The organism is Kitasatospora sp. MAA4, from assembly GCF_029893355.1.
Taxonomy (GTDB): domain Bacteria; phylum Actinomycetota; class Actinomycetes; order Streptomycetales; family Streptomycetaceae; genus Kitasatospora.
This window is the reverse complement of sequence record NZ_JARZAI010000011.1, coordinates 236,224-250,886: the sequence shown is the minus strand read 5'-3', so window position 1 is coordinate 250,886 and position 14,663 is coordinate 236,224. Positions and strand designations below refer to the sequence as shown.

Annotated in this window: 13 protein-coding genes and 1 tRNA gene; 5 read left to right on the top strand and 9 right to left on the bottom strand. The window is 71.5% G+C overall.

Translation table 11 applies throughout. The features are described from left to right. The first annotated feature begins 165 nt into the window (after window positions 1–165). Window positions 166–474, top strand: a complete 309-nt coding sequence (locus P3T37_RS17250) for a tyrosine-type recombinase/integrase (RefSeq protein WP_280724566.1) — start codon at window positions 166–168, stop codon at window positions 472–474. A gap of 73 nt (window positions 475–547) precedes the next feature. On the opposite strand, the gene P3T37_RS17245 is transcribed toward P3T37_RS17250, so the two are convergent. The 8 genes from P3T37_RS17245 to P3T37_RS17210 form a co-directional block, all read right to left on the bottom strand. Beyond that, a tRNA-Ala gene (locus P3T37_RS17245) sits at window positions 548–621 on the bottom strand. 93 nt (window positions 622–714) lie between these two features. Continuing rightward, window positions 715–1,719, bottom strand: a complete 1,005-nt coding sequence (gene glpR, locus P3T37_RS17240; RefSeq protein WP_280724546.1) for a gephyrin-like molybdotransferase receptor GlpR — start codon at window positions 1,717–1,719, stop codon at window positions 715–717. A gap of 155 nt (window positions 1,720–1,874) precedes the next feature. Then, window positions 1,875–2,507 carry a GNAT family protein gene (locus P3T37_RS17235; protein WP_280724565.1) on the bottom strand — a complete coding sequence of 211 codons (633 nt, stop codon included), beginning with the start codon at window positions 2,505–2,507 and terminating at the stop codon, window positions 1,875–1,877. Next, window positions 2,504–3,016 (bottom strand): MogA/MoaB family molybdenum cofactor biosynthesis protein, encoded by a 513-nt coding sequence (locus tag P3T37_RS17230; RefSeq protein ID WP_280724545.1) that lies wholly within the window; start codon window positions 3,014–3,016, stop codon window positions 2,504–2,506. The genes P3T37_RS17235 and P3T37_RS17230 overlap by 4 nt, the downstream gene beginning before the upstream one ends. Next, window positions 3,013–3,504 (bottom strand): cyclic pyranopterin monophosphate synthase MoaC, encoded by a 492-nt coding sequence (moaC, locus tag P3T37_RS17225; protein ID WP_280724544.1) that lies wholly within the window; start codon window positions 3,502–3,504, stop codon window positions 3,013–3,015. Before moaC ends, P3T37_RS17230 begins: the two co-directional genes overlap by 4 nt. 135 nt (window positions 3,505–3,639) lie before the next feature. Further along, the gene (glp, locus tag P3T37_RS17220; protein WP_280724543.1) at window positions 3,640–4,953 is read right to left on the bottom strand and encodes a gephyrin-like molybdotransferase Glp; all 1,314 of its coding nucleotides are present in this window, start codon (window positions 4,951–4,953) and stop codon (window positions 3,640–3,642) included. A 22-nt stretch (window positions 4,954–4,975) separates the two neighbouring features. Continuing rightward, window positions 4,976–5,899, bottom strand: a complete 924-nt coding sequence (gene galU / locus P3T37_RS17215) for a UTP--glucose-1-phosphate uridylyltransferase GalU (RefSeq protein WP_280724542.1) — start codon at window positions 5,897–5,899, stop codon at window positions 4,976–4,978. 9 nt (window positions 5,900–5,908) lie between these two features. After that, complete coding sequence (locus P3T37_RS17210) at window positions 5,909–6,856, bottom strand: GGDEF domain-containing protein (protein WP_280724541.1); 948 nt, start codon at window positions 6,854–6,856, stop codon at window positions 5,909–5,911. An 80-nt stretch (window positions 6,857–6,936) separates the two neighbouring features. Here P3T37_RS17210 and P3T37_RS17205 point away from each other — a divergent pair, with 80 nt between their 5' ends. After that, the gene (locus tag P3T37_RS17205) at window positions 6,937–7,527 is read left to right on the top strand and encodes a 5-formyltetrahydrofolate cyclo-ligase (protein ID WP_280724540.1); all 591 of its coding nucleotides are present in this window, start codon (window positions 6,937–6,939) and stop codon (window positions 7,525–7,527) included. A 34-nt stretch (window positions 7,528–7,561) separates the two neighbouring features. On the opposite strand, the gene P3T37_RS17200 is transcribed toward P3T37_RS17205, so the two are convergent. Beyond that, complete coding sequence (locus tag P3T37_RS17200; RefSeq protein ID WP_280724539.1) at window positions 7,562–10,282, bottom strand: penicillin acylase family protein; 2,721 nt, start codon at window positions 10,280–10,282, stop codon at window positions 7,562–7,564. 344 nt (window positions 10,283–10,626) lie between these two features. On the opposite strand from P3T37_RS17200, the gene P3T37_RS17195 reads away from it, so the two are divergent. The 3 genes from P3T37_RS17195 to P3T37_RS17185 all read left to right on the top strand — a co-directional run bounded on the left by P3T37_RS17195 (window position 10,627) and on the right by P3T37_RS17185 (window position 14,215). Next, the gene (locus P3T37_RS17195; RefSeq protein WP_280724538.1) at window positions 10,627–12,111 is read left to right on the top strand and encodes a potassium/proton antiporter; all 1,485 of its coding nucleotides are present in this window, start codon (window positions 10,627–10,629) and stop codon (window positions 12,109–12,111) included. Between the two features lie 374 nt (window positions 12,112–12,485). After that, window positions 12,486–13,730 carry an MFS transporter gene (locus P3T37_RS17190; protein ID WP_280724564.1) on the top strand — a complete coding sequence of 415 codons (1,245 nt, stop codon included), beginning with the start codon at window positions 12,486–12,488 and terminating at the stop codon, window positions 13,728–13,730. Window positions 13,731–13,852: 122 nt separating this feature from the next. Then, on the top strand, window positions 13,853–14,215 hold the full coding sequence (locus P3T37_RS17185) for an FmdB family zinc ribbon protein (protein ID WP_280724537.1): 363 nt from the start codon (window positions 13,853–13,855) through the stop codon (window positions 14,213–14,215). Window positions 14,216–14,663 lie beyond the last annotated feature (448 nt).

The window sequence follows — 14,663 nt, the reverse complement described above, 5'->3', positions numbered from 1 at the left end:
CGAAGCAGTCACCATCGCGCCGCACCACAAGACCGCCCCGATCAACCCACCCGTCACGCTCAGGCGATCCTGGGACTACTAAGTCACTGGTATTGCCCCTAGACAGCCTCCTCGGGGCTCTCGGCCTTCGACTGTCTAGGGGGGTAGACGAGAGGGTTGATCAGCATGGCTATCCGTGGAGCGACACGGACAGGCTCGCCGATCGAGCCTCGCAACTTCAACCGCTCGTTCAAGCGACGGTGCGAGCTGGCCGGCGTGCGAGTGATCCGGCTGCACGACACCCGGCTCACCTGTGGATCGCTGCTCGCCGCATTGGACGTCCACCCGCGCGTCGCAATGCAGATCCTCCGGCACAGCAAGATCGCGATCACGATGGAGATCTACACGTTCGTTCCATCGGAGGACACTCGGCGGGCGCTGAAGAAGCTCGGGGAGCACATGACGAGCGACACCACCCAGCACGATCCGGAGTAGTTGCTGCACTTTGCTGCTGCATGAACGGCCAAGGGCCCGATCGGCTTTCACCGACCGGGCCCTTGACGTTGGGTGGAGCTGAGGGGATTCGAACCCCTGACCCCCTCGATGCGAACGAGGTGCGCTACCGGACTGCGCCACAGCCCCAACGAGATGAAACTCTAGCACCTTCCGGAGGGGGGTTGTGACCACCCCGGGGGTTGCGGAGGGGGGCTGACCGGGGGCGATGGGGAGGGGTGGTTATTCGTTGGCGGCGCGGGGGCGGGGGGCGTCGGCGGGGGCCGGGTCCTCGTACTGGTCGAAGAGGGGGGTGCGGCGGGCTTCGGTGGGGCGGCCGGAGGACCAGGTGCCGGGGGCGCCGAGGTCCAGGCCGCGGGTGACCCGGGGGGCGACAGGTGCGGTGACGTAGGTGGGGAGGGGGACGGGGACGGGCTCCCAGGAGTCCGGACCGGCCGCGCCGCGCTCGCGCAGGCCGTCGACCCACTCCTCGTGGTCGGTGGCCTCCACGAGGGCCTGCCGGGAGGAGGAGGCGGGCTCCGGCGCCGCGGCCACCCGCAGGTGCGGGCGGGCTTCGGGGGCCTGTGCGGGCTCTGCGGGGGCGGCCAGGGCCGCCGCCCGCGCCTGCTCGCGCTCGCGCAGCCGCTGGGCGGCCTGGGCGGCGCGGGAGCGGTCGAGCTTGACCTCGTACCGCTGGCGCTCCAGGCGGCGCAGGTGGCCGATGTAGAGGGTGAGCAGGAGGGCCGGCAGTCCCGGCACCCACAGGAAGTCGAAGCCCGCGACGGCGGCGACGACCGCGCCCACGGCGAAGGCCAGGAAGAGCACCGTGACCATCCGGCGCCGCCGGGCCAGTAGCTGGGCGCGCCGGTCGCCCCTGGGGGAGGGCGCTGGGAGGGCGGACGGCGCCGCGGGGGCGCCGTCGGGGGACGGGGCGTCGCCGGAGGCCTCGTCGTCGCTCTCCGCGGCCGCCGCAAGGGACGACGGCGTAGCTGCGGACGAGGTGGACGACGAGGTGGACGCCGTGGTCGGCGGTGCCGACGGGTCGTCGAGGGAAGGGTCGTTGTCGTTCAGGGCCCGGGACGCCCGCCGCTCCATCGCCGACCGCCCTGCGAGCAGGCGGATGGCGGTGCTGAAGCGTTCGGTCGGGCGCGCTTCGTTGAGCTCGTCCTGCCTGCGGAGCCACATGGGCACCAGATAGGCAGCCCAGGCCCCTACGATGACCGCGTAGATGAGGCCGCTACTGCTCACGTTTCACACCGTACGGGCGTAGGGGAAGGCCGGGCAGCAATTTGGCACGGCGTGTCGCATGATCAAGCTGATTCTCTGACTATTTTGCCGGTATTTGTGACCGCTTGCCTGAGCAGCGATGCCATATCGATATGAATTTCGAACACTTATTCAATTTACTGGCCGGTGGCCCGGGTTGGCGGCCTACCGACGGCGTGCCAGCGGCTCAGCAGGCCCTCCGGGATCTCCTCCACCGTGAGGGCGTACACCAGGTGATCGCGCCAGTCGCCGTCGATGTGGAGATAGCGCGGGCGCACCCCCTCCGAGCGGAAACCGAGCTTTTCCACCACCCGGCGGCTGGGCCGGTTCTCGGGGCGGATGCAGACCTCGATCCGGTGCAGGCCCAGGGCCTGGAAGCAGTGGTCGACGGCGAGTGCGACGGCGGTCGGCATGATGCCGCGGCCGGCCACCGCCTCGTCGACCCAGTAGCCGATGTTGGCGGAGCACATCGAGCCCCAGGTGATCCCGCCGACCGTCAGCTGCCCGACCAGTTCGCCCTGGTGCTGCACCACGAACGGGAGCATCCGGCCGGCCGAGGCCTCGCCGCGCAGGTAGCGGACCATCTGGCGGTAGGTCGGCCGCCGTCCGGCGTCGCGGCCGGGCGGGACGGGGGGCACGGTGGCCTCCCAGCGGCGCAGCCAGTCGCGGTTGCGGCGGCTGGCCTCCTGCCAGGACTTCTGGTCCCGGTACCGGATCGGGCGCAGCACGACGTCGCCGTCCCGGAGCTCCACGGGCCAGCCGGCGCTCAGTGGGAGTCGCCCGGATCAGTGGCGGGCACGGCGGCCGGCCGGGGGTGGTCGCCGCCGGCGAGCTGGTCGACGGCGTGCGCGAGAAGCGGCTCCAGCACCGCGAGCCCGTCCTTCACGCCGCCCGTGGAGCCCGGCAGGTTGACGATCACCGTGCGGCCGGCGAGCCCGGCCAGGCCGCGCGAGAGCGCCGAGGTCGGCACCTTCTCCCGTCCGTACGCCCGGATCGCCTCGGCGATGCCGGGGATCTGACGGTCGATCACCCGGGCCGTCATCTCGGGGGTGAGGTCCATCGGCGAGATGCCGGTACCGCCGGTGGTCAGCACGACGTCGTACCCGGCGGCCACCGCCGCGCGCAGCGCCGCCTCGACCGGATCGCCGTCCGGCACCAGCTGCGGGCCGTCGACGGCGAAGCCCATCCGCTCCAGGCCGGCCACCAGGAGCGGGCCGCCCTTGTCCTCGTACACGCCGGCCGAGGCGCGGTTGGAGACGGTCACCGCGAGCGCCCTCATGCCTCGCCCCGCGCCCAGTCGCCGCTCTTGCCGCCGGTCTTGCTGAGCACCCGGACGTCCTCGATCGCGGCGCCCTTGTCGACCGCCTTGACCATGTCGATGACGGTCAGCCCGGCCACCGCGACGGCGGTGAGGGCCTCCATCTCGACGCCGGTCCGGTCGGCGGTGCGGACCGTCGCGGTGATCTCGACCGCCTCGTCGGTGACCGACAGTTCGACGGTCACCCCGGAGATGGCGATGGGGTGGCAGAGCGGGATGAGCTCGGGCGTCTTCTTCGCGCCCATGATTCCGGCGATCCGGGCCACCGCGAGGGCGTCGCCTTTGGGCACGCCCTCGCCGCGCAGCAGCTCGACCACCCGCGGTGCGACCCGCACCCGGCCGGCCGCCACGGCGGTCCGGACCGTGGTGGCCTTCTCCGAGACGTCGACCATGCGGGCGGCGCCGGTTTCGTCGACATGCGTGAGGCGGTCGCCGGGGGGTGTGGTCACGTCAGTACTCCAGCAGAACGGGGTGAATACCGCGCTACCGTACCGCCCCGGGCCCGCGCGGCTGTTCTCCGTCCGTCAGGAGAGCACGCGCGTCCGTTCGGCGGTAGTCGGTCGGCCGGACCGAAACGGAAGCTGTCAGTCCGTCAGCAGGACGACGTCCACCGTCTCGCCGGTTCCCGTCGCAACCGTGTCCTCGGGGACGACGATCAGGCAGTTGGCCCTCGCCAGTGCTCCCACCAGGTGCGATCCCTCGCCACCGATGGGCTGGACGGTGGCGTCCGCGGCCGAGTACCAGCCGCGCAGGAACTGCCGGCGGCCGGCCGGCGAGCTCAGCTCGGCGCCGCAGACCGCCCGGACCACCGGGCGGTGCACGTCGGTGGCGCCCAGCATGGTGCGGATCACCGGGCGGACGAAGAGCTCGAAGGAGATATAGGCGCTGACCGGGTTGCCGGGCAGCGCGAGCAGTGGGACGCCCGCGCCCGCGCCGATCCGGCCGAAGCCCTGCGGCTTGCCGGGCTGCATCCGCAGGCGCCGGAAGTCGACCCGGCCGTAGCTCGCGAACGCCTCCTTGACCACGTCGTACGCGCCGACGCTGACCCCGCCGCTGGTGACGATGAGGTCGGCCCGGCTGAGCTGGTCCTCCAGGACGGCCCGCAGCACCGCCGGGTCGTCCGGCACGCCGCCGACCCGGTAGGCGATCGCGCCGGCCTCCTGGGCGGCGGCGGTGAGGGTGAAGCTGTTCGAGTCGGAGATCTGCCCGGGGCCCACCGGCTCACCAGGCTGCACCAGCTCGCTGCCGGTGGAGAGGACCACCACACGCGGGCGCGGCCGGACCCGCACCGTGCCCCGGCCGATCGCGGCGAGCAGGCCGAGCTGGGTCGGGCCGAGCTCGGTCCCGGAGTCGAGCACCTGGTCGCCGGCCTTGATGTCGCTACCCCGGCGGCGGATGTGCGCACCCGCCGCGACCTCGCGCAGCACCCGCACCTCCTCGTCCGCCACGGGTGCGCCCATGCTCGCGGCGGCCTGGCCCGAGCCGGTGCCGCCGTCCGTCCACTCGACCGGGGCGATCGCCTCGGCGCCGGGCGGCACGGGTGCGCCGGTCATGATCCGGGCGGCCTGGCCTGGGCCCACCTTCGGCAGCTCGCCGGCGCCCGCCGCGATGTCGCCGATGACGCTCAGTACCGAGGGGTAGGTGGAGTCCGCTCCGACGGTGTCGGCGGTGCGCACCGCGTAGCCGTCCATCGAGCTGTTGTCGAAGGGCGGCAGGTCGCCGGCGGCGACCACGTCCTCGTCGAGCCGGCAGCCGTGGGCGTCCAGCAGCTGCAGCTCGATGGCGGGCAGCGGGGCGACGGTGGACAGGACGTCGGCGAGGTGCTCGTCGACCGTCCACAGCCGGTGGCCCGGAGCCTCGGCCCCGCAGGCGTCTGTGTTCTCCGTAGACCTGGTCATCGCCACCGTCGCCTTCCGTTTGTCAGCCCTGCATCATCTCCGTGCCCACGAAGTCCCTGAGCCAGCTGCGGAACTCCGGACCCAGGTCTTCACGCTCGCACGCCAGGCGGACAATAGCGCGCAAGTAGTCGGCGCGGTCGCCCGTGTCATAACGGCGGCCCTTGAAGAGCACGCCGTGCACCTGGCCGCCCTCCTCGGGGCCCAGCGTGGAGAGCGTGCGCAGGGCGTCGGTGAGCTGGATCTCGCCGCCGCGGCCGGGCTCGGTCTTCTTCAACACGTCGAAGACGGCCGGGTCGAGCACGTAGCGGCCGATCACCGCGTAGTTCGACGGGGCGTCCTCGACCTCGGGCTTCTCGACCAGGTCGGTGACGTGGAAGACGTCCTCGCCGAAGCCGTTGGCCTCGACGGCCGCGCAGCCGTAGAGGTGGATCTGCGAGGGCTCGACCTCCATCAGCGCCACCACCGAGCCGCCCAACTCCTGCTGCACCTCGATCATCCGGGAGAGCAGCGGGTCGCGCGGGTCGATCAGGTCGTCACCGAGCAGGACGGCGAACGGCTGTCCGGCCACGTGCTGTTCGGCCACCAGGACCGCGTGCCCCAGGCCCTTGGGGTCGCCCTGGCGGACGTAGTGCATGTTGGCCAGCGAGACCGACTCGCGGACCCGGCGGAGCTTGTCCTCGTCGCCCTTGCGCGAGAGCAGCTCCTCCAACTCGTAGGCCCGGTCGAAGTGGTCCTCCAGCGCGCGCTTGTTGCGCCCGGTGACCATCAGTATGTCGGAGAGGCCGGCCGCGGAAGCCTCCTCCACCACGTACTGGATGGCGGGCTTGTCGACGACCGGGAGCATCTCCTTCGGCGTCGCCTTCGTCGCGGGGAGAAAGCGGGTGCCGAGGCCGGCCGCAGGCACAACAGCCTTGGTGACCGGCATGCGGGTGTTCGTCGTCGTCATGCGTTGACCTTACTGAGGCAGATGACCGCCCTGACTGTGGGCGAGGTTAATCAGATGTGAACGAACCTCGTCGGCAACAGCCACGACAGCGACATTACGGGCAGCACGACCGGTCAGGGCAGGCGGCTCAGAACCGGCACAAGCCGACAGATTACCGTGCAGACCGTGCAGCGCCTGCCGCTTGGCCGCCGCAAGCGCCCGGTCCGCCGCGCGCAGCAGCGGAGCAGCGTGGGTGCCGTCCACGGGCAGGACCGCGACCCCGGCGGCGGCGGTCAGCCCGTTCCCCTGGCGGGGGGTACGGCCGTCCTCCCAGGGGCCAGGGGCCCAGTCGAGCAGCCGGTGGCGGCGGACCGACCAGCAGAGCCGCTCGGCGACCCGGACCGCGCCGTCCGCGCCGGTGTCCGGCAGCACCACCAGGAACTCCGTACCGCCATAACGGCCGAGGGTGTCCGTGCGGCGGATCTCCACGCTGAGGCGCTGGGCCAGCTCGCGCAGCATCACGTCGCCGCGGCTGCGGCCGTGCTCGGCGTTGAGTGCGTCGAAACCGTCGATCTCCAGCAGCACCAGGGCCAGCGGGCGCGACGCACCGGCGGCACCCGACTGCCGCTCCGGCGGCTGCCGTTGGTCCGACTGACGGACGCTCGGCCGCCGGCAGTCGGCGCTCGGGCCGCTGCTGGAAGGGTCGTTCGGGTGCGGCTCGTCGCAGCGCGCGATCTCACGCTCCAGAGTGGTTTGGAGGTGCCGGTAGTTCCACACGCCGGTCAGCGGATCGCGCGCCGCCAGCCGCTCCAACTCCTCGCAGCGGCTCTGCAGCTCGGCCAGTTGCTGCCGCAGCCCGCTCTCGCGGCTCTCCTCCACCCCCGCCGAGCGGCGCAGCCGCAGCCCCAGCAGGCCGGCCGCCCCGGCGAGCGGGGCGCTGAGCAGGGCCAGCGACTGCACCAGGAGCGGGGTGGGCATCGGGCCGCCTTCCGGTTCTCGCACGAGCGGGGGGACGAGGGAGGATCGTGGCGACGGCCGCGGATCCCGAGGAGCAGGACTTGTACGACGATCCCTTCTACAACGACAAGGCAGAGCTGAGGTCACGGCTTCTGGCCGACCGCCGCGCACTGTCGCCCGAATGGCGGGAAAGCGCCGCCGCGGCGCTGGCCGAGCAGGCCGGCGCGCTCGCGCTGGAGGGACCGGTGGCCGCGTACGTGTCGGTCGGTGCGGAGCCCGGCACCCGGCCGCTGCTCGACCTGCTGCAACGCCGTGGGGTCCCGGTGCTGCTGCCCGTCCTGCTGCCCGACAACGACCTCGACTGGGCCGCCTACCGGGGCGCCGAGCACCTCCTGCCGGCCGGCCGCGGGCTGCTGGAACCGGACGGGCACCGACTCGGGCCGGAGGCGGTCTGCGCGGCCGCCGTGGTGCTGCTGCCGGGGCTCGCCGTGGACCACGGCGGCCTGCGGCTGGGCCGGGGCGGCGGCAGCTACGACCGTGTCCTGGCCCGGCTGGACCGGGCCGGGGCGCGGCCGCTGCTGGCCACCCTGCTCTACGACGCCGAACTGCTGGAGCACGTCCCGGCCGAGCCGCACGACCGGCCGGTGCACGCCGCCGTCACGCCGTCGGGGGTGCACCGGTTCACCGCCTGAGGGCTCAGGAGGTGAGGCCTCAGGGGGTGAGGCCTCAGGGGGTGAGGGTGAGCCGGTTCGTGGTGGCCTTGTCCACCGCGTCCTTGCTGTAGGCCCAGGGAAGCAGCTTGCCCTGGGCCCAGAGCGCGGTCTGGTCGTTGTAGTTGGCCTGGAAGGCGTGCCCGGACTCGCCGCCCACGTTGATCCAGCGCGAGGCGTTGAAGTCGCTCAGGTCCACGACCATCCGCATCGACGGGATCCAGTCGACCTGGTACCCGGCCGCCGCCGTCCACCCGGAGGCGTTGACCGCCGCCGAACCGCCCGACAGCTGGTACGGACCGCGGTTGAGCAGCCGGTGGATGATGCCCGAGGCGAACGACGAGTTGTCGATGCCCAGGGTCTGCTCCTTGAGGTTCAGGGTGTGCAGCCGACCCCAGCTCCAGGTGGAGATGTCCTTGCCGAGCTGGGCGGTGAGGTCCTGGCGGGCGTCCTTCATCGCCTCCTTGAGCAGGTTGTCCAGGCCGTGCTGCTGGAGGTGGTTGGAGTCGATGTAGTCCCACCACGAGCTGTTGGGGTTGCCGAGCTGCTGGCGCACCACCTCCGTCCAGCGGTCGCCGCCGTCCGGCTGGGCCTGGTTCGCGGCGCGGGTGCCGCACTGGGTGACGATCTTGGTCTCGCCGCCGACCGAGTTGAGCGGCTGGTTGGCGTCCACCTTCTGCTGGACCAGCAGGCAGTCGCCCTGGGCGCGCACGCTCGCCGGGAACTTCTGGCCGAAGGCCAGGATCAGCAACTGCCGCCAGACGCCGTTGTAGTAGGCCGCGGCGGCCGAGTCGGCGTCCTGGTTGTAGTTCCAGTCCTTCAGCAGGTCCTGGGCCTGGCGGACGTACGGGTCGCTGACCTGCTCCTTGAGCAGCATCGGCACCAGGGTCTTGGCCATCACGCTGGTGTTGTCCATCTGGATGGACTGCATGTCGTCGGGCGAGATCCGGCCGCCGTTCTGCAGGCGGGCCTGGATCTGGTCGCCGATCTCCTTGGCCCGGGTGCCGTACTCCCAGTCCGTGGTCAGCAGGAACGGGTAGCTCTGGTCGGCGACCGCCTGGTTGGCGGTGACGATGTAGCCGGACGGCGGGTTGTAGACGTACGGCAGCGAGGTGAACGGGATCGTGCTCTTCCAGTTGTACGACGAGTCCCAGCCGGGGACGGGGTAGCTGCCGTCGCCGCGGCCGCGGACCGGGATCACGCCGGGGGCCTGGTAGCCGATGTTGTTCTTGGTGTCGGCGTAGATCAGGTTCTGCGCGGGGACGGCGAAGTCCTTGGCGGCGGACCGGAAGTCGGTCCAGTTGGCGGCCCGGTCCAGCTCGAAGACCGCGTCCATGGTCTTGCCCGGGCTGAGCGCCGTCCACTTCAGCGCGACGCCGTAGCCGCTGGTCCCGCGGTCCGGCGCGGAGTTGCCGACCGGCGCGTAGGTGCCGACGTTCTGCTCCTCGGTGCTCTGGTCCGAGATGAGCGGTCCGTTGTTGGTGGTGCGGACGGTGATCGTGCGGTCCGCGCCGCCTGCGACCTTGATGGTCTCCTGGCGTGTGGCGAAGTTCACGTTCTGGCCGTCGTAGAGGTACGTGTTCGGGCCGGTGACCTTCTCCAGGTAGAGGTCCGTCACGTCGGCGCCGAGGTTGGTGAAGCCCCAGGAGATGTTCTGGTTGTGGCCGATCACCACGCCCGGCATCCCCGAGAAGGTGAAGCCGGTGGTGTCGTACTGGCAGGCGCTGCTGAGGACCCGGCAGTGCAGGCCCATCTGGTACCAGACCGAGGGCATCCCGGGGCCGAGGTGCGGGTCGTTGGCCATCAGCGGCTTGCCGGTGGTGGTGTGGTCGCCGGAGACCACCCAGGAGTTGGAGCCGATGCCCTGGCCCTGCGGGCCGAGCAGCTGCGGCAGCGCGTCGACCTGGCCGGACAGGCCCTGCAGCAGGGCGTTGGTGACGGCTGCGGCCTGGTTGGTGGAGGCCGTCTGGTTGGCCGTCGCGACGGGCGGCCGGTAGGTGCCGTCCGTGCCGACCTTGCCGGTCTGCCCGACGATCGTGCCGTTCCGGTCGTACGGGTAGGCCGGGTAGAGCTGGGCGATCTGGTCCTGGGTGAAGTCCTGGGACAGCAGCGAGCGGTCGATCTCGTCCTGGACGTTGCCGGAGAGGTTCCAGGCCATCGCCTTGAGCCAGGCCACCGAGTCGACCGGGGTCCACGGTGCGGGCTTGTAGCTGCCGTTCACCGTGCCGAGCAGCGCGTACTCCAGCGAGGCGCTCTTGCCGCCGGGGTGCTGGGCGAGCCAGGCGTTGACGCCGTCCGAGTAGGCCTGGAGGTACTTCTTGGTGTCCGGCGAGAGCTGGGTGTCGTACTCCTGCTGGGCGACGTCGTGCCAGCCCATCGTGCGCAGGAAGGAGTCGGTCTGCACCTGGCCCGCCCCGAACATCTCGGAGAGCCGTCCGGAGGTGATGTGGCGTCGGACGTCCATCTCCCAGAAGCGGTCCTGGGCCTGGACGTAACCCTGGGCCTTGAACAGGTCCTCGGAGGTGTCGGCGTAGATCTGCGGAATGCCGTTGGCATCCCGCTCCACGTCCACCGGGGCACCCAGGCCGGAGACCTTGATGCTGCCGCTGAGCTGCGGGAACGAGGCGCGCACGGTGTCCACCGCGTACCAGCCGCCGGCGGCGGAGCCGGCCACCAGGAGCACGGCGAGCACGAGCACGATCAGACGAGCGCGCCGGAACTTCTTCGAGCGGGGCATCTGGGTCCTAGCAACAGGGAGCAGGGCGACGTCACATTCAGCTGGGGCGGCCGTGACCGCTCACCACATTAGGACGACTCAGGTGGCGCAGGTGCACCGGGGACGCTCACGGTGGATCCAGAGGGACCTTATCGGCCGCGCCTGAGGATGCCTCGCGGGCTCCCTGAAAACGGGGGATTCAAAAGAGTAGGTAAAATGTTAGACTGCGTAACGACACCTCACCTGAGCCGTCGTCGGTCGCAGCGCCGCACCGACTGATGCTGCGAGGGGTCTCGATGAAACCCTGCTGATCCTCCTGAGCCGCCTGCCAGTTTCCGTGCCCGCGACCCCGAGGTGCCCCTGCGTTGACCGTCGACCATCTGAACAAGTTCCTCCTCGAGTTCTCCGTGATCCTCCTGGTCGCGGTGGTCGCGGTCCGCATTTCGACCCGTTCGGGGCTGCCCAGCCTGCTGCTCTACCTCGGCATCGGCGTGGTGATCGGCCAGAACGGACTCGGTGTCACCTTCAACGACGCCGAGCTGACGCAGGTCATCGGCTATGCCGCGCTCGTCGTCATCCTCGCCGAGGGCGGACTGAAGACCAGCTGGCCGGCGATCAAACCGGTGATGCCGGCCGCCACCGTGCTGGCCACCTTCGGGGTCGGGATCAGCGTCTTCGTCACCGCCGCCGGCGCCCACTACCTGGTCGGCCTGGACTGGCGGATGTCGCTGCTGCTGGGCGCCATCGTCTCGTCGACCGACGCGGCGGCGGTCTTCTCGGTGCTGCGGATGGTGCCGCTGCCGCCGCGGCTGACCGGCCTGCTGGAGGCCGAGTCCGGGTTCAACGACGCTCCGGTGGTGATCCTGGTCGTCGCCTTCGCCACCACCGGCCCGTTCGACGCCTGGTACGTGCTGGTCGGCACGATCGTCGCCGAGCTGGCGATCGGCACGGCCGTGGGCCTGGCCGTCGGCAAGCTCGGCGCGTACGGACTGCGGCACGTCGCGCTGCCGTCCTCCGGCCTGTACCCGATCGCGGTGATGGCGCTGACCGCGCTCGCGTACGCGGGCGGGGCGCTGCTGCACGGCTCCGGGTTCCTCGCGGTCTACATCTGCGCGGTGCTGCTGGGCAACGCCAAGCTGCCGCACGGACCGGCCGTCCGCGGCTTCGCCGACGGGCTCGCCTGGATCGGGCAGATCGGCATGTTCGTGCTGCTCGGCCTGCTCTGCAACCCCGACACGATGGGCTCGGCGGTCGGACCGGCACTGGTGATCGGGGTGGTGCTGGTCTTCATCGCCCGGCCGCTGTCGGTGGTGCTCACGCTGACGCCCTTCCGGCTGCCCTGGCGCGAGCAGGCGCTGCTGAGCTGGGCCGGGCTGCGCGGGGCGGTGCCGATCGTGCTGGCCACCATCCCGCTGGTGGCCGACGTCCCGCGCGCGGTGGACGTCTTCAACATCGTCTTCATCCTGGTCGTGGTCTTCACCCTGCTCCAGGGCCCCACGCTGCCCTGGCTGGCCAAGCTGCTGAACATCTCCGAGGGCACGATGGGCCAGGACATCGGCATCGAGTCGGCGCCGCTGGAACATCTGCACGGCCAGCTCCTGTCGGTCTCGCTCTCCGCGACCTCGCGGATCTCCGGGGTCGAGGTCAGCGAGCTGCGGCTGCCGGCCGGCGCCGCCGTCACGCTGGTGGTGCGCGAGGGCAGCAGCTTCGTGCCGGACCGCACCACCGTGCTGCGGGCCAACGACGAGCTGCTGGTGGTCACCACCGAGGCGGCGAGCGAGGCGGCCGAGCGGCGGCTGCGTGCGGTGGACGAGGGCGGAAAGCTCGCGGGGTGGCTCAGCGGGCGGTGAGGCGCCTTCTGCGGGGTGTTGCGAGGTGTTCACCTTGGGTTGGCAGGGCAGTGGGCGGAGCGGGCCCTACAATGGTGGTAAGTACGTATCTACAGACATCCGCAAAATCTGCCTGAAGCAGAGTTGGCGCGACCGCTCGGCGGCCGCGGTCCGCAGCACCATCTGGCCTCCCGCTTCCACGAATCGGCCAGCCGGACCCGGTATCAACCCCGGTCGACGCGCGAGAGGACGACTCTCGGCGCCGTCGGGGTTTTCCCATACCCGGCCGCGCTACCAGGCAGCAGGAAGAACCAACCGTGGCAGCCCGCCGAACGGCCGAAAGCCCCGCTGTACCCAGCACTGCGCCCAGTGCTGCACCTACCCGAGTCGGGTACCTGCCACTGCTCCGCACCCCTGGCGCGTGGACGTTCCTGCTCCCCGCCTTCGTGGCGCGACTCCCCTTCGCCATGCTGAGCCTGGGCATCGTGCTCCTGGTGTTCGACACCCAGGGCTCGTACGGGACGGCCGGCGCCGTCGCGGCGGTCTCCGCCGTCGCACAGGCCCTGGTCGGACCGCAGTCCGGCCGCCTGGCCGACCGCTTCGGACAGGCCGCCGTGCTGGTGCCGAGCGTGCTGGTGCACGCCGTCTCGGTCGGCACGCTGATCGCGCTGGCGCTGGGCCACGCGCCGGTCTGGACGCTCTTCCTGGCCGCCGCCCCGGCCGGTGCCACCGTGCCGCAGATCGGCGCGATGGTCCGGGCCCGCTGGGTCTCCAAGCTCTCCGACCAGCCTCCGGCGCACCTCAACACCGCGTTCGCCTTCGAGTCGGTCACCGACGAGTTCACCTTCGTGGTCGGCCCGGTGCTGGCCACCGCCATCGCCACCGGCATCGCGCCGGCGGCCGGTCTGGTCGCCGAGGCCGCGCTGACCCTGGTCGGCGGGCTCGCCTTCGCCGCCCAGCGCCGGACCGCACCCGCACGTCACCCGCACGTCCCCGGTGCCGTCCGGGTGTCCGCGCTGGCCTCCCCCGGCGTCCGGCTGCTGGCCGGCTCGTTCCTGGGCGTCGGCACCGTCTTCGGTGCCATGCAGGTCTCCGTGACGGCCTTCGCCGAGGCCGAGGGCCAGGCCGGGGTCAGCGGCACCGTGTACGGGATCTTCGCCGGCGGCTCGATGCTGGCCGGCGTGCTCTACGGGATGGTCGCCTGGCGGCGCTCGGCCCGGCAGCGGATGCTCGGCAGCTACACCCTGCTGGTGCTGGGCTGCTCGACGCTCTGGGCGATGCCCGACCTGACCTCGCTGGCCGTGGCCGGCCTGGTCTGCGGACTGGCCATCGCACCGACGCTGATCACCGGCTACACGCTGGTCGAGACGCTCGTCGCGGACGGCGCCAAGACGGAGGCGTTCACCTGGCTCACCGGCGCGATCGGGCTGGGGCTGGCGATCGGCTCGACGATCGCCGGGCAGCTCATCGACGCGCACGGGCCGTGGTCGGGATTCCTCGTGCCGGTCACCGGCTCGGGGCTCGGACTGGTGGCGCTGGTCACTTTGCGGCGGCTGCTGGTCGCCCCGGGGGCGCGCACCCGTACCGTTGCCATGAGCGCGGCTGCGACCCAGCGGCTCGCCGGGGTGACCGAGAGCTGACCGTCCGGGCCGGTGGCGGCGCCGCCGGGCCCGACAACGGCGGCGCTGGACTGATCCCGCGGAATGCCGCATCATGGACCGTCGTTAGCACTCATCAGGCGAGAGTGCCAGGAGGAAGACAAGTGCCCACGTACCAGTACCAGTGCACCGAGTGCGGCAACGGCCTTGAGGCGGTGCAGAAGTTCACCGACGAGGCCCTGACCGTATGCCCGCAATGCGAGGGCCGGCTGCGCAAGGTCTTCTCCGCCGTGGGCGTGGTCTTCAAGGGCTCCGGCTTCTACCGGACCGACAGCAGGTCGTCCTCCAGCAGCTCGGTGGGCTCGGCGGCGTCGGGTTCCGGGGCGTCGGCTGCGGCCGCCTCGTCGAGCTCGTCGACCAGCTCATCCGGCTCGTCCGGCTCGTCGGGTTCCTCGTCGACGTCCTCGTCCTCGTCGAGCTCGTCGTCCAGCTCGGCCAAGTCGGGAAGCGGCGCCTCGGCGAGCTGACCGGCGGACGCGCGCGGCGACGCGCGCTCAGCGCTTCAGGCCCCCGGTGGCCCTCGGACAGAGGGCCGACGGGGGCCTTTGCGATGCCTGGGACCGGGGGTGGTGGCCCCCCTGGGGGTGGGCAGCGTCCGGCCGTTCGTTAGGCCGTGCGGGTGGGGTTGGTTGTCCACAGGCGCCCGGTTTTCCACAGGAAATCGGAGGGGTATTTCCGGGATCGGGCCGGCGGCGCAGGCTGATCCCGCAAGCAGTTCTCTCCCTCTCACCGAGGCGGTGCCGGCTCCCATGACCACCACCACGCTCACCCCGGACCCCGTTTCCTCCCCCGCTTCCGCCTCCCCGGCCGCTTCACCGGCCGCGACCCACCGCGCGCGGCGGGCGGCTCCGACGTCGGCCTCGGCCGTGCCGCCCAGGAGTTCCGTGCCGGATTTCCGCCCCATCCGCTGCGGGG